The following is a 19095-nucleotide window of genomic DNA, read 5'->3' as shown; positions in this document are numbered from 1 at the left end:
GGTTTACTCCCCTTTGCCGCTGGAAGCCTTGTCAGCTACTTTTGCGGGGGCCGGGTTCTTTGCGCCAACGTTAGTCGCTTCACTGGCTTTTACTTCAATGCCAGGTTTGACGAATTGCAGCCCTTCGGTGATCAGTCGATCGCCGGCCTTCAGACCGTCTTCGATCAGCCACTGACTACCGACAGTGCGGCTGGCCTTGAGTTGACGCAGCTCGACCTTGTTGTCCGCACCGACGACCAGCGCGGTCGGGGTGCCTTTGAGGTCACGGGTCACGCCTTGTTGAGGGGCGAGGATCGCCGCGCTGTTCACACCGGCCTGCAGTTGAGCATGTACAAACATGCCGGGCAGCAGGGTGTGGTCAGGGTTCGGGAATACCGCACGCAAGGTCACGGAACCGGTGGTCTGATCTACCGAGACTTCCGAGAACTCGAGCTTGCCTTCCTGTTTGTACTGGCTGCCGTCTTCGAGGGTCAGCTTGACCGCAGCCGCGTTGTCGCCAGATTTTTGCAGACGACCGCTTTCCAGTTCGCGGCGCAGTTCCAGCAGCTCTACGGAGGACTGGGTCACGTCGACATAGATCGGGTCCAGTTGCTGGATCACCGCCATCGCGTCGGCCTGGCCGCTGGTGACCAGCGCGCCTTCAGTCACGGTCGAGCGGCCGATGCGGCCGGAGAGTGGTGCGTAAACCTTGGTGTAGCGCACATTGATCTGGGCGCTTTGCAGGGCGGCTTCCGATTGCAACCGGTTGGCCAGGGCCGTGTCGTATTCCTGACGGCTCACAGCCTGCTCGTTGACCAGTTGCTTGTAGCGATCCGAAATCGATTTGGTCTGCTGCAGGTTGGCTTCGGCGCTTTTCAGGGTGGCTTCATAAACCGCTGGATCAATCTGATACAGCTGCTGGCCGGCCTTGACGTCGCCGCCTTCCTTGAACAGGCGCTTGAGAATGATGCCGTTCACCTGAGGGCGAACTTCGGCGATGCGGTACGCGCTGGTACGGCCCGGAAGCTCGGAGGTCAGGGTGAAGGCTTGAGATTGCAGAGTAACGACGCCGACCTGAGGGGGTGGTGCGGCAGGTGCCGCCTCTTCCTTTTTGCATCCGCTGAGCAGCGATGCCAAGGCGAGGGCAGTGACCAGAGCGGTAACAGCTGGCTTGAATTGCATGAAAATCCTCGGGTCAGGCGCGCAAATTGCGCACTCGAAATGTGGAAAGGTAAAAAATGTGCGCTGAGTGGATAAGTAGCTTGCTAAGTAATATACTTACGTTCATGGTTGTTTGTAAACACCTTGACTGTGTATCCACACCGTTACGAAAGCTGTTCAAAGATCCGAATTGTAGGCCTGGGACGACGCCCAAGAGCGCTCGAACCACTTTTATTCAGCGGATGTTCAGACATCGCTGAAGCATCCTGATTGAGGTTGTACTGCCATGGTCCGTCGTACCAAAGAGGAAGCTCAAGAAACCCGTAGCCAGATACTCGAAGCGGCTGAAAAAGCCTTTTTTGAGCGGGGCGTGGCACGCACGACACTGGCGGATATCGCTACCCTGGCCGGGGTCACGCGCGGGGCCATCTACTGGCATTTCAGCAACAAGGCGGATCTGGTGCAGGCCATGCTTGATACGTTGCAAGAACCGCTGGATGAAATGGCCAAGGCCAGTGAAAGCGAAGATGAACCCGACCCCTTGGGCTGCATGCGCAAGCTGCTGATTCATTTGTTTCATCAAGTTGCCCTGGACCCGAAAACCCGACGCATCAATGAGATTCTGTTTCATAAGTGCGAATTCACCGATGAAATGTGCGACCTGCGCCAGCAGCGCCGAGAGGTCAGTCTTGATTGCAATGAGCGGATCGCCCTGGCCCTGAGTAATGCGGTGAATCGAGGGCAGTTGCCGGAAAACCTCGACACTGCGCGAGCGGCCATCAGCATTCATGCTTATATCGATGGCATCCTGTATCAGTGGCTCTTGGCACCCGACAGTTTTCAGCTGCACATCGACGCCGAGCGTTGGGTCGATACAGGGTTGGACATGCTGCGCTTGAGCCCCAGCCTGCGCAAATGAAAAAAAATACGTAATGGGGTGCTTTTATATACGCACGCTCGCCAGGTTGATAGGTAGTGAGCTACCTGATTTGTAGGGATTTTGTGAGTAACCCGGCGCAAAAAAAAAAGCCCCGGCTCTTTCGAGTCGGGGCTTTTTGTTGTTCGTAGGAGCATGGCTTGCCCGCGATGAACGCTAACACGGTCAGTCAGGCAGACCGCTCTGTCTGAATCGCGAGCAAGCTTTGCTCCTACGGGCTTACAACGTCGGGTAGTCGATGTAGCCGACCGGGCCTTGGGAGTAGAACAGTTCCGGACGCGCTTCATTCAACGGCGCATCGGCCTTCAAACGTGCCGGCAGGTCCGGGTTGGCAATGAACGGCACACCGAAGGCGACCGCATCGGCCTTGCCGCTGGTCAGCCAGGCGTTGGCGCTGTCCTTGGTGAAGCGTTCGTTGATGATGTACGGGCCGCCGAAGGCTTCTTTCAATTGTGGGCCGAGGCTGTCGCCGGCTTCTTGCTCGCGTGAGCAGATGAACGCGATGCCACGTTTGCCCAGTTCGCGAGCAACGTAGGTGAAGGTCTCGGACAGGTTGTCGTCACCCATGTCATGGGAATCGGCGCGGGGTGACAGGTGCACACCGACGCGGCCGGCGCCCCAGATTTCGATCGCGGCGTCGGTCACTTCCAGCAACAGGCGCGCACGGTTTTCCAGGGAGCCGCCGTAGTGGTCGGTGCGCTGATTGGTGCTGCTTTGCAGGAACTGATCGAGCAGGTAACCGTTGGCGCCGTGGATTTCCACGCCATCGAAACCGGCGGCCTTGGCGTTTTCGGCGCCTACGCGGTAAGCCTCAACGATGTCTGCGATTTCAGCGGTTTCCAGGGCGCGTGGGGTTGGATAGTCGGACAGCGGACGCACCAGGCTGACGTGACCCTTTGGCTGGATGGCGCTCGGGGCCACCGGCACTTCGCCGTTCAGGTACGACTCATGGGAAACCCGGCCGACGTGCCACAGTTGCAGGAAAATCTTGCCGCCCGCGCCGTGGATCGCTTTGGTCACATTGGCCCAGCCACGCACCTGATCGTTGGACCAGATACCCGGGGTGTCTGGGTAGCCGACGCCCATCGGCGTGACCGAAGTGGCCTCGCTGAGGATCAGGCCGGCCGAGGCGCGTTGTACGTAGTACTCGGCCATCAGCGCGTTTGGCACGCGGCCTTCGTCGGCGCGGCAGCGGGTCAGCGGCGCCATGATGATGCGGTTGGCCAACTCAAGGTCGCCCAGTTTGATCGGATCGAAAATAGTCGTCATGAAATAGCTCTCTTGTAGAGATCAGTTGGTAGCAGGGGCCAGTTCGGGATTGCCGCTCTGACGGAAAGTAATCAGGGTCACCAGCAGGGCGAGTACCGCCAGGGCTGCTGCCGCGAGAGGAACGCTGGTCAAGCCGAAACCGTGGGCGATGACGCTGCCACCGACCCAGGCACCCAGTGCGTTGCCGATATTGAAAGCGCCGATGTTCAGGGTCGACACCAGGTTCGGTGCGGCTTTGCCGTAGGTCACGACGTTCACTTGCAGGGCGGGCACGGCGGCAAAGCACGCGGTGGCCCAGAGGAACAAGGTGATTTCGGTCGGAATCAGCGCGACGCTGGTCCAGGTCAGTACGGTCGAGATCACGGCCATCGAGATAAAGACGCCGATCAACGTTGCGGCCATGCCTTTGTCAGCCAGCTTGCCGCCGATGATGTTGCCGACCGTCAGGCCCAGTCCGATGAGCATCAGGGTCCAGGTCACGCCTTTGGGCGAGACGCCGGTGACATCGCCGAGCAGCGGGGCGACATAGGTGAACAGGGTGAATACGGAAGCCGCGAACAACGCGGTCATGCTCAGGGACAACCAGATCCCGGCGCCTTTGAGGGCGCGCAGTTCGGCGCGCATGTCGAGTTTCTCTTCATCACGCTTGGCCGGCAGGAAGCGGATCAGGCCGATCAACGCGATTACACCAATCACGGTCACCGCCCAGAAGGTCGAACGCCAGCCAGCTTCCTGACCGAGCGCGGTGCCCAGTGGAACGCCGAGGACGTTGGCCAGGGTCAGGCCGGTGAACATCAGGGCCACGGCCGAAGCACGTTTGTTCGCCGGAACCAGACCCGCCGCCACCACCGAGCCGATGCCGAAGAACGCACCGTGGCAGAGGGCGGTAACCACACGGGCAAACATCAGCACGTTGTAGTCGGTCGCCATTGCACAGAGCAGGTTGCCGACGATGAAAATCCCCATCAACGCTACCAGCGCGGCCTTGCGCGGCAATCGAGAGGTGGCCAGTGCCATGAACGGCGCACCGATGGCCACGCCCAGGGCGTAACCGGTCACCAGCCAGCCGGCGCCGGGAATCGACACACCGAGGTCGGCCGCCACATCGGGCAGCAAGCCCATGATGACGAACTCGGTGGTGCCGATGGCGAAAGCGCTCAAGGCCAGAATGAGTAGCGAGAGGGGCATTGTTGATTCCTTATCGGCGTACTGACGTTAGGGGGCGTTCTCAATTAGTTTCCCCGCCGCGTTGTTCCTTAAAGCGGGCCAGGCAAGGCGCAGGCCGCTGGGAATGGTTGTTCCCTTTCCAAGGCCTGCAACGCAGCATGGCCCGCTTTAAGGCTCAACCCGAAGGGCCGGGCCTGCTGTTGTGCAGGGCTGTGTTGCTCGAAGCTTATTTGGAACGACCAAACCACGCTTCTCGCGCCTTGCCCTGCACAACAGCAGACCCGGCGCGGTGTGGAAACTAATTGAGAACGCCCCCTAAGGGTCAGAGCTCTTTGCTGAAGGTGCTGAGGAACTCCTGAATGGTTTCCTCATTGCGTTTGAAAAAGTGCCACTGGCCGACTTTGCGGCTGCTGATCAGGCCGGCGCGTTGCAGGGTTGCCAGGTGTGCAGACACCGTGGACTGCGACAAACCGCAACGTTGATCGATCTGCCCGGCGCAGACGCCGTGCTCGTTGCTGTGGGACTGGTCGGGGAATTCGACGGTCGGGTCTTTGAGCCAGTGCAGGATTTCTCGCCGTACTGGGTGTGCCAGGGCTTTTATTATTTCGTCGAGATTGATAGTCATGGTGTGGGCTCGTGATGAGTAAAACGCTATATCGCGATGAGGCGAACTTTAAATCGTTACTTCGCGATATACCAATATGATTTTGGTCTGATGACCGAGTAATTCGTTATATCGAGTTATAACGATATATTGGGTGTAACGATACAAAGCCGCAGTGCTAAGCTGCGCCCATGAACTATCTCGCACATCTGCACCTCGGTGGCCAGCGCCCCGGTCAATTGCTCGGCAGTCTGTATGGCGATTTCGTCAAAGGGCGGCTGCAAGGGCAGTTCGATCCAGAGATCGAAGCGGCTATCCAGCTGCATCGCAGCATCGATGTCTTTACCGACCGCCATCCGTTGGTGGACGTTTCGTTGTCACGGTTTTCCATGACCCGCCGGCGTTACGCCGGGATTGTGCTCGATGTGTTTTTCGACCATTGCCTGGCCCGGGACTGGACGCTGTACTCGGATCAACCACTGGATCAATTCACCTCGGATGTATACCGGGTGCTGTCTACGGAGCCGCAATTGCCGGAACGGTTGGCGAGGATCGCGCCGCACATGGTCGCGAATGATTGGTTGGGTTCTTACCGGGAGTTCGCTGTGCTGGAGCAGGTGCTGCGAGGGATTTCACGGAGGCTGACGCGGCCGGAGGAGCTGGCCGCAGCGATGCAGGAATTGCGGGTGTTGTATGAACCGTTGAGCGATGACTTTCGGTTGTTTTATCCGCAGCTTCAGGACTTCGCCCAAAATTACCCAACAACATAGACCCCCTGTAGGAGTGAGCCTGCTCGCGATAGCGGTTTATCATCCAACACCTATGTCGATAGATATACCGCTATCGCGAGCAGGCTCACTCCTACAGGGAATATGTGTTCAGGCAGCGATTGCGGGGCGCATAGGCTCCCGCTGTTTCTCTGGAATCGCCCCAAACAACGCCTTCTGCACTGCCTGCTGCGCCTCGAACGCCAGCGCCGCACGCTCCCGACCTTCACAAGCGATCGGCTTGAGCAAATGAATCTCCACCTCACCCCGATCATGGGCAAACAAGCGCATCAAGTGCGAGAGCAAATCATCATCGCCAATGAATGGAGCCAGCGAATCGAGCTCTCCGTCGCGCAGATAACGAATCGCCACCGGCTGCAACTTCACGTCGGAGTCGATCGCTGCAGACAGCAGGCGACCATGAAAAGTACGCAACGAGCGGCCATCCGTGGTGGTGCCTTCCGGGAACATCAGCAGCGGATGTTCCTGCTCCAGATGACGGGTCATCTGTTTGCGAATCAACTGGCTGTCGCCCGACCCTCGACGAATGAACAAGCTGCCGGCCTTGGCTGCCAGCCAGCCCGCCACCGGCCAGGTGCGCACTTCGGCCTTGGACAGGAACGACAGCGGCGTGAGCATGCCCAGCAGCGGAATGTCAGTCCAGGACACATGGTTGCTGACCCAGAGCATCGGCGCCTTCGGCAATTCACCGTGCATGGTCACGCGAAAGGGCAGGGCATTGCTCAAACGTGCCATGAAAAATCGCGACCAGCGTTGGCGACGGACCATCGAATGAGCAATCCCCAGGCGTTCGAACAACCCGAACACACCGGCCATGCTCAACCCCAGCGCCACCACCACCAACACTCGCGCAATCCGCGCGTACACCCGTAACCGACTCATCACACGGCCGCCTTGAAGTGTTTGGCATAACGCGGGCAGAGTTCGTCGCGCTTGAGCAGGATGAACACGTCGGCGACCTGAAAGTCTTCGTCCCAGCACGGCTCGCCGCAGATCTTCGCGCCAAGACGCATGTAGGCCTTGAGTAGCGGTGGCATTTCGGCGATGACGTTGGACGGGATGTCGAGGCTCGGCAGCGGCTTTTTCGGTTCCGCCCGCAGGTGTTCAGTGCACAGGTAGCGTTCGCGCAGGCGCTGCATGATCGCGTGGGCCTGAATGCCGCCGTCCTGCATCGGGATGCTCGCGCAACCCATTAAGTAGCTATAGCCGCCCTGGTTCAGCACTTCGGCCAGTTCGCCCCAGAGTACGGCGATGGTGCCGCCGTTGCGGTAGGCCGGGTCGACGCACGTGCGGCCGATTTCCAGAATCGGGCCTTTGAGATGGACCAGGCCATGCAGGCTGAATTCTTCTTCACTGTAGAACTTGCCCAGGCTGCTGGCGGCCGTGTGGTCGAGCAAACGGGTAGTCGCCACCAGTCGCCCGGTGTTCAAGTCACGCACGCCGATGTGGGCGCAATGAACATCATAGTCATCCATGTCCAGACCCAGCTCCGCGCCTTTCAGCTTGGCGTTGAATTCGCCGCTGAACACGTTGAAGCGCAAGGCCTGGGCTTCCTGCAAGGCCTCGGCGCCCACCAGGCGTTCGGCTTGCAGGCGGCGTTCATTGCCGGTGTCGCTGATGCGGGCGATCTGAGTCATTGCGAATCTCCGTACGGGCCGTTCACCCGTCGTGGGTTGCAGCCGATCGACTTTCTTTATGCAGCCGTGTTGTGCAAAGTCAGGCTATGTAGCCCCGGTGTCATCGCCATGAAGCTTTGGTGATGCTTATATGACAGCCCACGAGGAGCCTCTTATGCCCTGGCAAAACCTGCTGCACCGCCGCGATCGTCTGCCCGCCAACCCGGACCTGGGCGAGGGGTTCGCGACCTTGTTGCACCAGTTGGGCAATGTCACGCCGTTCGAACTGGCGGTGGCCGGCGGGCGTTTGATGTCGACGCCGGGGCTGGCGTTTCTGGTGGGCTATCAGGCGGCGTTGCGCATGCTCTGGCCGAGCGCGCCGCTGAGCCTCGGCGCCTTGTGCGCGACCGAACAGCGCAGCCTGCGGGTGGCGGACATGCAGACCCGTCTGCACGATTTGCGTCTGAGCGGGCGCAAGGATTTTGTCACCGCAGGCGATGCCGCCGATTGGCTGCTGATTGCTGCTCGCAGTGAAGCCCCCGACGAAAAACCGCGCCTGAGTCTGGCGGTGGTCTATCCCGATGAACCGGGTGTGCGTCTGGAGAAACTACCGGCGATCCCGTTGATGCCAGACATCAGCCATGGTCGGCTGTTTCTCGATAACGCTCAGTGCGAATTGTTGGCGGGGGATGGCTGGGATGCTTACATCAAACCGTTCCGCACCCTTGAAGACATCTACGTTCTGAGCGCCATGACCGCCTGGCTGTACGGCATCGGTCAGGACAGCGACTGGCCGCAAGCCTTGCAACTGCGTTTGCTGGCGCTGCTGGCCGGGTGTGCGGAAGTCAGCCGGCAGGCGCCGAATAACCCGTCCGGGCACGTGTTGCTCGGTGGTTTGTTTGCGCAGTTCGATGGGCTCAAGGCTGAGGTGGCTCAGGCACTGGCCGATGGCCCGCAGCATTGGGCGGCGATGTGGCAGCGCGATCAGGCGGTGATGGATTTGGCGGCGGGTGCGCGGGGCAAGCGGTTGGCCAAGGCACTCGCGGGATCTTCAGTGGGCTGACTGGCCTCATCGCGAGCAGGCTCGCTCCCACAGGGGGAATGCATTTCAAATGTGGGAGCGAGCCTGCTCGCGAAGGCGGCCGCATTAATGACACAAATCCCGGAACTGTCATCAACCGCGACTAGGCTCAGCAGCTCCACCCCTCCGAGCACCCACCATGTTCAAAGGCTTGTCCCTGGTTTTCGGGCTGCTGCTCAGCCTCACGGCCCACGCCGAACACTGGCCTGCCGAGCAATGGTCGAGCGGTCCGACAGTCACCGGGCCGGCGCTTCAAGCCCTGGAGACTTACGCCTTTCCATCCCGTGATGAGGCCACCCGAAAAGGTATCCGCACCGATGCCTTGCTGGTGATCCGCGACGGCCAGTTGATCTACGAACGCTACGCCGGCCCGACCACCGCCGACACCCCGCACCTGACCTGGTCCATCAGCAAAAGCCTGATGGCTACGGTCCTCGGCGTGGCCTATGGCGAAGGCCTGTTCAAGCTCACGGATCCAGTGCTGAAGTTTTATCCACCGCTGGAAAAGCACCCGACGATGACCATGGCCGATCTGCTGCACTGGGCCTCGGGCCTGGACTGGCAGGAAGACTATGAATACGCGCCGTTGAAATCCTCGGTGGTCGCGATGCTCTACACCCGCGGCCACCCGGACATGGCTGCATTCACTACCGATCACGCTGAATACGCCAAGCCCGGTCAGGCATTCCGTTACTCCAGTGGCGACAGCAATCTGTTGTCCGCTGCGCTGAAAACCATCGTCGGCCCGAGCCGGTATCCGGACTATCCATGGACGGCATTGTTCGAGCCTTTGGGGATTCGTCACGCCGTCTGGGAAACCGACGGCACGGGGGCGTTCGTTGCTTCATCCTATGCCTACCTCACCGCCAGGGATCTGGCTCGAGTCGGGCTGTTGATGGCCCGCGACGGCCGTTGGGGCGAGCGGCAATTGCTGCCCAGGGACTGGGTCACTTTCAGCCGCGAACCGTTCGCCCACTATCAAGCCAATCAGGACGACGCCGTGCCCGGCGGCCATTGGTGGCTCAATCGGGCAGCGGATGGCGCGGTAAAACCCTGGCCCGCTGCCCCCGACGATACCTTCGCGGCGCTGGGCCATTGGGGTCAGGCGATGTACGTGATTCCCGGCGAAAACCTGGTGATCGTGCGCTACGGCGATGACCGCGACGGCAGCTACCGGCACAACGATTTGCTCAACCTCGCGCTCAAGGCATTTGCCGCGAAGAGGCAGCCATGAAGCGTCGCAGTTTTGTTCGACGCCGACCGTTCAGCACGCTGTTGTTGATCCTGCTGATCGCCTTGCTCGGCTGGATCTGGCAGGAGCGCGTGGCGCTGTGGGCATTCCCGGACATCATCAGTGCCTACACCGCCAAGGAGTATTGTTCGTGCCGTTACGTGATGAACAACCCAACCGAGTATTGCCACAGCTATGTGAAACAGTGGCTGCCGACCAGTGGCTTTACCGATGACGCCGCCAGCAAGCGCGTGACGGTCAGCGGCATGGGCCGCAGCAACAGCGCGCAATGGATCGGCGAACGCCAAGGCTGCCGCCTGCAACCTTGAATGCCCGAAGTTTTGTTTGTATTGAAGAGGCTCTTGTGGCGAGGGAGCTTGCTCCCGCTCGGCTGCGCAGCAGTCGTAAACCCTGCGAATGAGTTCTACCTGAAGAAATCCATTTGCCGTTTTTGGGAGTGCTTCGCCCACCAGCGGGAGCAAGCTCCCTCGCCACAAAAGCCCCTCGCCATAGGGATTTGCATGAATCCGGAAGTTGCAACACACCCTCAGGTTCCACGTGGTGGAACCACATTCGATTGTCCTCGCGTCTTACTCGCGGTTATCTGGCGGTGAGCGCGACCTGCCTTGAAGTGTCGCGAAATCACTGCGAACAAAAAGAACGGGAATACACCCGGCCCGAGGACAATCGTCATGACCCGACATCAGCACATTCTTGCCTGGCTCAGCAAGGCGCTGGCGACACCCGTGGCGCCGGCCTTCTATGTCCTGTTCGCTTGCGTGCTGACGCTGTTGGGCACTTACTGCATGCACGAAGCGCCACGCGCTAAAAAATCCGAAGCACTTAATCTTGAGGTGAAGCCTTGAGCATCAATCCGATTGTTGAAATGGACGCCGATGCGTTGTCCCGAGCGATTCACGCCCGTCGGGTTTCCTGCCGTGAAGTGATGCAGGCCTACCTGGTGCAGATCGAGCGCTTCAACCCACAGGTCAACGCGCTGGTGTCGCTGCGCCCGGCCGAGGCGTTGCTGGCAGAGGCCGACGCCTGCGACCGGCAGTTGGACCAGGGCCAGTCCCGTGGCTGGATGCACGGCATGCCGCAAGCCATCAAAGACCTGGCGGCCACCGCCGGTTTGCGCACCACCCTGGGCTCGCCGCTGTTCGCCGAGCAGGTCCCGCAACACGACGCCATCAGCGTGGCGCGGGTCCGCGACTGTGGCGCGATCATCATCGGCAAGACCAACGTCCCGGAATTCGGCCTCGGCTCGCAGACTTACAACAGCGTGTTCGGCACCACCACCAACGCCTACGACCTGACGTTGACCGCCGGCGGCAGCAGCGGCGGGGCGGCGGTGGCGCTGGCGTTACGCATGCTGCCGGTGGCAGACGGCAGCGACATGATGGGCTCGCTGCGCAACCCGGCGGCGTTCAACAATGTATTTGGCTTTCGTCCGTCACAAGGCCGCGTGCCCCACGGCCCGGTGCCGGAGGTGTTCGTTCAGCAACTGGCCACCGAAGGGCCGATGGGCCGTAGCGTGACCGATGTCGCCCGCTTGCTCGGTACTCAGGCCGGTTATGACCCGCGCGTGCCGCTGTCGCTCACGCAAAGTCCGGATATTTTTGGCGACACGCTGGTGCAGGACTTCAGTGATGTGAGGCTGGGTTGGCTGGGGGACTACAACGGCTATCTGCCGATGGATGACGGCGTGTTGAGCCTGTGCGAATCGGCCCTCGAGGATTTCGAGGCACTGGGTTGCCGGGTCCAGGCCTGCCAACCGGACTTTTCCATGGAACGCCTGTGGCAAACCTGGCTGGTGCACCGGCACTGGCTGGTGCAGGGCAGCCTCGGCGCGTTGTATGCCGACCCACACAAACGCGACCTGCTCAAACCCGAAGCTCAATGGGAAATCGAGGGTGGCCTGCGCCTGACGGCGGCGGATGTCTACCAGGCGTCGGTCAGTCGCAGCGATTGGTATCGGGCCTTGAGCGAGTTGTTCGAACGTTACGATTTTCTGCTGTTGCCCACCGCGCAAGTGTTCCCTTTTGATGCACAAACCCTGTGGCCGCGCGTCGTCGGCGGGCAGAGCATGGACACCTATCACCGCTGGATGGAGGTGGTGATCGGGCCGACCCTGGCCGGTTTGCCAAGCATGAATGTGCCGGTGGGTTTCAACTCGGCCGGGTTGCCGATGGGCCTGCAAATCATCGGCCCGGCCCAGGCCGATCGGGCGGTGCTGCAACTGGCTTACGCCCATGAGCAACTGACGCAATGGGTCAAGCGCCGGCCGCCGGGTTGTCTGCAAGACGCCTGAATTCACCGAGCAGGCCCGCATCTTGCTGCATAAAGCGATCACCCATCCGGGCTATTCCATCAGGGCTTAGGGAGATCGAAACCATGGACAGCGAGGCAGAAACCGGCAGCGTACGTTCCGTCGAACGGGCCCTGGCCATCGTCGAACTGCTGGGCGAACATCAGGCATTGGGGCTGGAGGAGTTGCACTACCTGACGACCCTGCCCCAGGCCACGGTGTCGCGCATGTTGCTGACCTTGCAGGAGCAGGGCTGGATTTATCGCGGCTTGAGCGACCGGCGTTATCGGCTGTGCGCCAAGCGTCTGTTCGGCGACAGTCAGCAGCGTTTCAAACGGCGACTGGTGGAAAGCGCCGCGCCGCTGTTGCTGGAGTTGAGCGAGCGCACCGGGCTGGTGGCGGACCTGTCGAGTTTCGACGGCGAGCGGGTGGAAGTCATGGAAAGCGCGGTCCCCACGGTGCTGCGCAAGCGCTACCCGAACAACTGCCAGATCGTCGGCCAGCATGCCAGCCTGTTTCATTCGGCCATGGGCCGGGCATGCCTGGGCGAACTGGACACCCAAGAAGTGGAGCGACTGGCCGGTCGTGAACGGCTGACCGATGAGAGCCTGTTCAGCGCCAGCGAACAGGCGTTGCATCAGGGGTTCGGCCAGCGCACCGAAGGTTACTGGGAATACCCGGTGCGCCTGCCGTTTCTGATTCGGGCGGTGGCCTTGCCGCTCCATGCCGACGGTCGACTGGTCGGCAGCATGGCGCTGCACTGGCCGATGGATCAGGCGCCGGTAGAGCGGGTGTTGAGCCTGCACCTGAGCAGTTTGGCCGCGACCATCGGCGATGTGCAGCACGCGTTGGCGTGACGTGTCCCGAGACCTGTAGCAGCTGGCGAAGCCTGCGTTCGGCGGCGAAGCCGTCGTGAAATCAGGCACCGCGTTGTTTCAGGTTGTCCCTGTTGGCAGGATTTGGCGACTGCTGCGTCCGAACGCGGCCCGAACCGAACGCAGGCTTCGCCAGCTGCTCCACAGGTTTGCAATTGATCCACGGGCGGTTAAGGTTCGTGCAGGTTTATCTGCCCCACGAGTCTCTATGTTCAACCGCTTCCTCTGCAAAACCCTCGCTTTCCTGCTGCTGGCCGGTGCCGCCCTGTCGGCCCATGCCGATTGGTATCTGGATGGCGAATCCTCGCGCCTGTCGTTCATCAGCACCAAAAACGCCAACATTTCCGAAGTGCAACGCTTTCTGGTGCTGCACGGCAAGGTCGATCCCAAAGGCCTGGCCGAGGTCGAAGTCGAGCTGGAGTCGGTCAACAGTGGCATTCCGTTGCGCGATGAACGCATGCGCAAGGAGCTGTTCGAGATCCAGACCTTTCCCGAAGCACTGATCACTGCACAGATTGATCTGCGGCCGATCAACGACCTGGCGCCCGGCGCGCAACTTGAATTGCGCCTGCCGCTGACCGTCAACCTTCATGGCAAACAACACGAATACAACGCCGAACTGCTGGCGACCCGTCTCGATGACCGGCGCTTCCAGGTGGTGACCCTCGAACCGCTGATCATCAATGCCGCGGATTTCGACCTGGCTCCCGGCCTGGAAAGTTTGCGCAAGGTCGCCGGTTTGTCGGCCATCAGTCTGTCGGTGCCGGTGGGTGCGGTACTGATTTTCACGGCGCGCTGACATGGCCGGCGCGATTTTCCCCTGGCGTGAAGGCAACCGTTTTGAACTGTTGATCGACGGTCCGCAGTTTTTTCCACGGATGTTGGTCGCGATTGCCCGCGCCGAAGAGCAGGTCGAGCTGGAGCTGTACCTGGTGGAGGCGGGTGCTTGCGCCGAGGCGATGGTTCAGGCGTTGGTCCAGGCGGCCGAACGTGGTGTGCGTGTGCGCTGTCTATTCGATGATTACGGCAGCCTCGCGTTCACCCTGACCTTGCGCCAGCGATTGATGGCGGCGGGTGTGGAGCTGCGTTTCTACAATCGCCTGAGCTGGCGGCGCTGGGTCGGCAACTTCTACCGCGATCACCGCAAGCTGTTGCTGGTCGATCAGAGCATGGCCGTGGTGGGCGGCACCGGGGTGACCGATGAGTTCTGGACGCCGGGCGAAGACACCAGCGAATGGCATGAAGTGATGGTGGAAATCACCGGTCCCTTGGTCATCGACTGGCAGTTGCTGTTCGACCGCCAATGGATCGCCAACCGCCATCGGCGCGCCTGGAAACCCGCTTCGCATTTCGGCTTGCCGCGTCTGCCACGCGTGCCGTCCATGGGCGAGGGCATGGGCCGGGTCGCCTATGCCGACGCCCGCCAGCACCGGGACATCCTGCAATCGTTGACGCGCGCGTTGAACAGCGGCCAGCGGCGGATCTGGCTGGCGACGCCGTATTTCCTGCCGACCTGGAAAGTCCGTCGTTCATTGCGCCGGGCTGCTGGCCGGGGTGTCGATGTGCGTCTGCTGCTGACCGGGCCGCGCACCGATCATCCGTCGGTGCGCTACGCCGGGCATCGCTACTACCCGCGACTGCTCAGGGCCGGCGTCAAGATCTTTGAATACCAGCCGTGTTTCCTGCACTTGAAAATGGTCCTGATCGACGACTGGGTGAGCATCGGCTCGTGCAATTTCGATCACTGGAATTTGCGCTTCAACCTGGAAGCCAACCTTGAGGCGCTGGACCCTGGGTTGACGCGGGCGGTGGCGGCGAGTTTCGAGACGGACTTTGCGCAGAGCCAGGAAGTCAGCCTGGAGGCATGGAAACGCCGACCGCTGTGGCGGCGGGTGAAGCAACGGGTATGGGGATGGGTGGATCGACTGGTGGTGAATCTGCTGGATCGTAGGGGTTAACCCAACTTTCGCAACACCCCAGAACCACTGTGGGAGCGAGCCTGCTCGCGAAGGCGGAGTGTCATACAACATCAATGTTGAATGACAAAATGCTTTCGCGAGCAGGCTCGCTCCCACAGGTTTTTGCAGTGTTTGGACGATTACAGCAATTCGAAACTCTGCTGCGTCACGTCCTGTGAATCCAGGCCGATCTCCACGTTGAACTTGCCCGGTTCTGCCGCGTACTTGAGCTGTGCATTGAAGAACTTCAGGTCATCCTCGGTGATGGTGAAGTGCACGACTTTCTGTTCGCCGGCCTTGAGCATGATTTTCTGGAAGTTCTTCAGTTCCTTGAGCGGACGGATCATCGAGCCAGTCACGTCCTGGATGTACAACTGCACCACGGTTTCGCCGTCGCGCTTGCCGGTGTTTTTCACCATGACGCTGGCGTCGAGCTTGCCGGTTTTGTTCAGCGTGGTCGACGACAGCGCCATGTCACTCAGGCTGAAATCGGTGTAGCTCAGGCCGAAACCGAACGGGAACAGTGGCCCGGTGGTGTCATCGAAATACTGTGAGGTGTAGTTGCCCGGTTTGCCCGGCGTGAACGGCCGGCCAATGCTCAGGTGGTTGTAGTAAGTCGGAATCTGACCCACTGAGCGCGGGAAGGTGATCGGCAACTTGCCCGACGGGTTGTAGTCGCCGAACAGCACGTCGGCGATGGCGTTGCCGCCTTCGGTGCCGGTGAACCAGGTTTCCAGAATCGCGTCAGCCTGATCCTTCTCTTCGAGAATCGACAGCGGACGGCCGTTCATCAACACCAGCACCAGCGGTTTGCCGGTGGCCTTCAGGGCTTTGATCAAATCGCGCTGGTTGGCCGGGATGTTCAGGTCGGTGCGGCTCGACGATTCGTGGGACATGCCACGGGACTCACCCACCGCTGCCACCACCACATCAGCATCCTTGGCGGCTTTCACCGCTTCGTCGATCAGCACTTGGGCCGAACGCGGATCGTCCACCACTTCCGGTGCGTCGAAGTTGAGGAAGTTCAGGTAATCGAGCACTTTCTTGTCGCTGGTGATGTTCGCGCCACGGGCGTAGATCAGCGTCGATTGCGCGCCCAGTGCGTTGGTCATGCCGTCGAGCAGCGTCACCGATTGCGCGGGTTTACCGGCGGCGGCCCAGCTGCCCATCATGTCGATCGGTGCCTTGGCCAGCGGGCCGACCAGGGCAATTTTTGCAGTCTTTTTCAACGGCAGGGTTTCGCCCTGGTTCTTCAGCAACACCATGCTGCGGCGCGCAACATCACGGGCCTCGGCGCGGTGCAGACGGCTTTCGGCGTACGTGTCGGCCGGATCATCCTCAGCCTTGCCGATCCGCAGGTACGGGTCCTTGAACAGGCCCATGTCGTACTTGGCGGCGAGCACTTCACGCACCGCGTTATCGATGTCGCTTTGCTGGATCTCACCCGCCTTCAACAGCCCCGGCAGTTCTTTGCCATACAGGGTGTCGTTCATGCTCATGTCGATGCCGGCCTTGATCGCCAGCTTCGCGGCTTCGCGACCGTCACGGGCGACGCCGTGTTTGATCAGCTCGAAAATCGCCCCGTGGTCGCTGACGGCCAGGCCCTTGAAGCCCCATTGCTTGCGCAACAGGTCGTTCATCAGCCAAGTGTTCGCGGTGGCCGGCACGCCGTTGATCGAGTTCAGCGCGACCATCACCCCGCCAGCACCGGCGTCGATAGCCGCACGGTACGGTGGCAGGTAGTCCTGGAACATCTTGACCGGGCTCATGTCGACGACGTTGTAGTCGCGACCGCCCTCGACCGCGCCGTACAGGGCAAAGTGCTTCACGCTGGCCATGATGCTGTCGGCTGCGTTCGCGCCTGTGCCCTGGAAGGCTTTGACCATCACGCCGGCGATGCGCGACACCAAATACGTGTCTTCACCGAAGCCTTCGGAAGTCCGGCCCCAGCGCGGGTCGCGGGAGATGTCGACCATCGGTGCGAAGGTGATGTCGAGGCTGTCCGCCGCGGCTTCCTTGGCGGCGATGCGCCCGGACAGGCCGATGGCGTCCATGTCCCAGCTCGAAGCCAGGGCTATCGGGATCGGGAAAATGGTGCGGTGGCCGTGGATCACGTCATAGGCGAAGAACATCGGGATCTTCAACCGGCTGCGCATGGCCGCGTCCTGCATCGGACGGTTTTCCGGGCGAGTGATCGAGTTGAACGTGCCACCGATATTGCCGGCTGCGATTTCCTTGCGGATCAGCTCCCGAGGCATTTCCGGGCCGATGCTGATCAGGCGCAACTGGCCGATTTTTTCATCGAGGGTCATTTGCTTCATCAGGTTACTGATGAACGCGTCCTTGTTTTCCAGAGGTGCGGGCGTCGTGGCGGCCAATACGTTATGACTGGCCAGGCTGACGAACAGGCCCAGCAAACACAGCTTCTTCATGAATAGTTTTCTCAAAAGCCTAAACGGCAGTGAATACGCGCCGGTCAGCCAAAATTTAGGGAGCGACTATTGTTGTTCAGGTAAATGCAGCACACTTCTGCGTGTTTTTTGCGCTGGGGCATCTTTTAGCCCATTGGCTCGATGCAATCCAGTGGTGGCGGCAGATTATGTCCCAAGAGCCGGGTTCAAAGTTCGTAGGTTGTTTTTCAACGGAATGTGCAAGGGAGCGTCAACCAGATGAATGTACGACACCATTATCGGTCGAGCCTGCAGGTTGCAGCCTTGATGTTGCTGACCACGCTGCTGGCCGGCTGCGGCATCAACACGATCCCGACCCTCGACGAACAAGCCAAGGCTGCCTGGGGCCAGGTTCAGAATCAGTACCAGCGCCGCGCCGACCTGATTCCCAACCTGGTGGAAACCGTCAAGGGCTACGCCAAGCACGAAGAAGAAACCCTGACCGCCGTGATTGAAGCCCGGGCCAAGGCCACTTCGATCCAGGTCGATGCCAAGACCCTGGATAACCCGGAAAAACTCAAACAGTTCCAGCAGGCCCAGGATCAACTGACCGGCGCCTTGAGCCGTTTGATGGTGGTGTCCGAGCGTTACCCGGACCTCAAGGCCAACCAGAATTTCCTGGCCCTGCAATCGCAACTTGAAGGCACCGAGAACCGCATTGCCGTGGCGCGTCGGGACTTCATCCTCGCGGTGCAGAAATACAACACGGAAATCCGTACCTTCCCCGGTCGCCTGTGGCACACCGTGATGTACAGCGATTTGCCGATCCGCGAAACCTTCGAGGCCACCAGCCCCGATGCGGAAAAAGCGCCTCAAGTGAAGTTCCAGTAAGCGCCGGGACGGGTTTGAAGCATCACCACGGATGAGGTTGCCAATGCGTGTGTTGAAAGTTGGCCTGATGCTGTTGCTCTGGGTGTTTGCCCTGACGGCCCAGGCTGCGTTGAAGTTTCCGGAACTGACCGGGCGGGTGGTCGATAACGCCCAGATGATCGAACCTGCGGTGCGTGAGCAGTTGACGCAACAGCTTCAGGCCCATGAAAAAGCCACCGGCGAGCAGCTGGTGGTGGTTACGTTGCCGGATTTACAGGGCACCGACATTGCGGACTTCGGTTATCAACTGGGGCGCTACTGGGGCATCGGCCAGAAGGACAAGAACACTGGCGCGCTGCTGATCGTTGCGCGTGACGATCGCAAGTTGCGGATTGAAGTCGGCTATGGCCTGGAAGATCGGCTGACCGATGCACAGAGTTCGGTGATCATCAATCAGGTGATCACCCCGGCGTTCAAGACCGGCAACTTCAGCAAGGGCATCAGCGACGGGGTCGCGGCGATGCTCGTGGTATTGGGCGGCAATCCGCTGGATGAGCCGTCCACGGTGTATGACTCCGGCGGCAATCAGGAAGGCGACTTCGTTTCGCGGCATCCGGGGATCTTCGTGTTTCTGGTGATGCTGTTCATCCTGACGATGTTTGTCTGCCAGATGCTCGGGATCTTGCCCAGCGGTGGTGGCGGCCGAGGCGGTTCGAGCGGCGGTTTCGGCGGTGGAGGTTTTGGTGGCGGCGGTGGAGGCGGGGGCTTCAGCGGCGGCGGGGGCAGTTTCGGGGGCGGCGGTTCCTCGGGCGGCTGGTAATAAAACTGCAGGTCAAAACAATAGCGAGCGGGCATTCATAA

At 60.6% G+C, this 19095-nt stretch carries 18 protein-coding genes and 1 pseudogene; 12 read left to right on the top strand and 7 right to left on the bottom strand.

The window, feature by feature from the left end; genetic code table 11:
- Positions 1–3 precede the first annotated feature (3 nt).
- A complete protein-coding gene (gene emhA / locus ACYZTW_RS26485; RefSeq protein ID WP_462002446.1) occupies positions 4–1161 on the bottom strand; it encodes an efflux RND transporter periplasmic adaptor subunit EmhA in 1158 nt (385 codons plus the stop codon).
- A 265-nt stretch (positions 1162–1426) separates the two neighbouring features.
- On the opposite strand from emhA, the gene emhR reads away from it, so the two are divergent.
- Positions 1427–2059 (top strand): efflux system transcriptional repressor EmhR, encoded by a 633-nt coding sequence (gene emhR / locus ACYZTW_RS26480; RefSeq protein ID WP_462002445.1) that lies wholly within the window; start codon positions 1427–1429, stop codon positions 2057–2059.
- A 237-nt stretch (positions 2060–2296) separates the two neighbouring features.
- Here emhR and ACYZTW_RS26475 read toward each other — a convergent pair whose 3' ends face one another.
- From ACYZTW_RS26475 to ACYZTW_RS26465, 3 genes are all read right to left on the bottom strand, one after another.
- Positions 2297–3346, bottom strand: a complete 1050-nt coding sequence (locus tag ACYZTW_RS26475) for an alkene reductase (RefSeq protein ID WP_462002444.1) — start codon at positions 3344–3346, stop codon at positions 2297–2299.
- Positions 3347–3367: 21 nt separating this feature from the next.
- Complete coding sequence (locus ACYZTW_RS26470; RefSeq protein WP_008152916.1) at positions 3368–4534, bottom strand: MFS transporter; 1167 nt, start codon at positions 4532–4534, stop codon at positions 3368–3370.
- Between the two features lie 301 nt (positions 4535–4835).
- Positions 4836–5138: an ArsR/SmtB family transcription factor gene (locus ACYZTW_RS26465; protein WP_033060920.1), complete on the bottom strand. Its 303-nt coding sequence runs from the start codon at positions 5136–5138 to the stop codon at positions 4836–4838.
- A 170-nt stretch (positions 5139–5308) separates the two neighbouring features.
- On the opposite strand from ACYZTW_RS26465, the gene ACYZTW_RS26460 reads away from it, so the two are divergent.
- Complete coding sequence (locus tag ACYZTW_RS26460; protein WP_462002443.1) at positions 5309–5887, top strand: acyl carrier protein phosphodiesterase; 579 nt, start codon at positions 5309–5311, stop codon at positions 5885–5887.
- Positions 5888–5995: 108 nt separating this feature from the next.
- Here the strand turns inward: ACYZTW_RS26460 and ACYZTW_RS26455 are convergent, their stop codons facing one another.
- Both ACYZTW_RS26455 and olsB read right to left on the bottom strand, forming a co-directional pair.
- Positions 5996–6787 (bottom strand): lysophospholipid acyltransferase family protein, encoded by a 792-nt coding sequence (locus ACYZTW_RS26455; RefSeq protein ID WP_462002442.1) that lies wholly within the window; start codon positions 6785–6787, stop codon positions 5996–5998.
- Entirely contained in the window at positions 6787–7542 is a 756-nt protein-coding gene (gene olsB, locus ACYZTW_RS26450) for an L-ornithine N(alpha)-acyltransferase (protein WP_008152922.1), read from the bottom strand. Before olsB ends, ACYZTW_RS26455 begins: the two co-directional genes overlap by 1 nt.
- A 154-nt stretch (positions 7543–7696) precedes the next feature.
- On the opposite strand from olsB, the gene ACYZTW_RS26445 reads away from it, so the two are divergent.
- The 8 genes and pseudogenes from ACYZTW_RS26445 (at position 7697) to ACYZTW_RS26410 (ending at position 14974) form a co-directional block, all read left to right on the top strand.
- The gene (locus ACYZTW_RS26445) at positions 7697–8584 is read left to right on the top strand and encodes an acyl-CoA dehydrogenase middle domain-containing protein (protein ID WP_462002441.1); all 888 of its coding nucleotides are present in this window, start codon (positions 7697–7699) and stop codon (positions 8582–8584) included.
- A gap of 157 nt (positions 8585–8741) precedes the next feature.
- Entirely contained in the window at positions 8742–9836 is a 1095-nt protein-coding gene (locus tag ACYZTW_RS26440; protein WP_462002440.1) for a serine hydrolase domain-containing protein, read from the top strand.
- Positions 9833–10162, top strand: coding sequence for an amidase (locus tag ACYZTW_RS26435; protein WP_462002439.1), 330 nt, complete (start codon positions 9833–9835; stop codon positions 10160–10162). Before ACYZTW_RS26440 ends, ACYZTW_RS26435 begins: the two co-directional genes overlap by 4 nt.
- A 381-nt stretch (positions 10163–10543) precedes the next feature.
- Positions 10544–10699: pseudogene (locus ACYZTW_RS26430) on the top strand (MFS transporter); the annotation flags it as partial.
- Positions 10696–12144, top strand: a complete 1449-nt coding sequence (locus ACYZTW_RS26425; RefSeq protein WP_462002438.1) for an amidase — start codon at positions 10696–10698, stop codon at positions 12142–12144. The pseudogene ACYZTW_RS26430 and the gene ACYZTW_RS26425, both read left to right, overlap by 4 nt.
- An 83-nt stretch (positions 12145–12227) precedes the next feature.
- Entirely contained in the window at positions 12228–12998 is a 771-nt protein-coding gene (locus ACYZTW_RS26420) for an IclR family transcriptional regulator (RefSeq protein ID WP_462002437.1), read from the top strand.
- Positions 12999–13224: 226 nt separating this feature from the next.
- Positions 13225–13815, top strand: coding sequence for a YceI family protein (locus ACYZTW_RS26415; RefSeq protein ID WP_462002436.1), 591 nt, complete (start codon positions 13225–13227; stop codon positions 13813–13815).
- Position 13816: 1 nt separating this feature from the next.
- Positions 13817–14974: a phospholipase D-like domain-containing protein gene (locus ACYZTW_RS26410; RefSeq protein WP_462002435.1), complete on the top strand. Its 1158-nt coding sequence runs from the start codon at positions 13817–13819 to the stop codon at positions 14972–14974.
- Positions 14975–15114: 140 nt separating this feature from the next.
- Here ACYZTW_RS26410 and bglX read toward each other — a convergent pair whose 3' ends face one another.
- Positions 15115–17406: a beta-glucosidase BglX gene (bglX, locus tag ACYZTW_RS26405; RefSeq protein ID WP_462002434.1), complete on the bottom strand. Its 2292-nt coding sequence runs from the start codon at positions 17404–17406 to the stop codon at positions 15115–15117.
- 237 nt (positions 17407–17643) lie between these two features.
- On the opposite strand from bglX, the gene ACYZTW_RS26400 reads away from it, so the two are divergent.
- A complete protein-coding gene (locus ACYZTW_RS26400; RefSeq protein WP_129441859.1) occupies positions 17644–18255 on the top strand; it encodes a LemA family protein in 612 nt (203 codons plus the stop codon).
- A 43-nt stretch (positions 18256–18298) separates the two neighbouring features.
- A complete protein-coding gene (locus ACYZTW_RS26395) occupies positions 18299–19054 on the top strand; it encodes a TPM domain-containing protein (protein WP_462002433.1) in 756 nt (251 codons plus the stop codon).
- The last annotated feature ends 41 nt before the right edge of the window (positions 19055–19095 follow it).

The sequence above is a fragment of the Pseudomonas sp. LB3P25 genome, from assembly GCF_054897985.1.
This window is presented reverse-complemented; position numbering and strand designations above follow the sequence as displayed.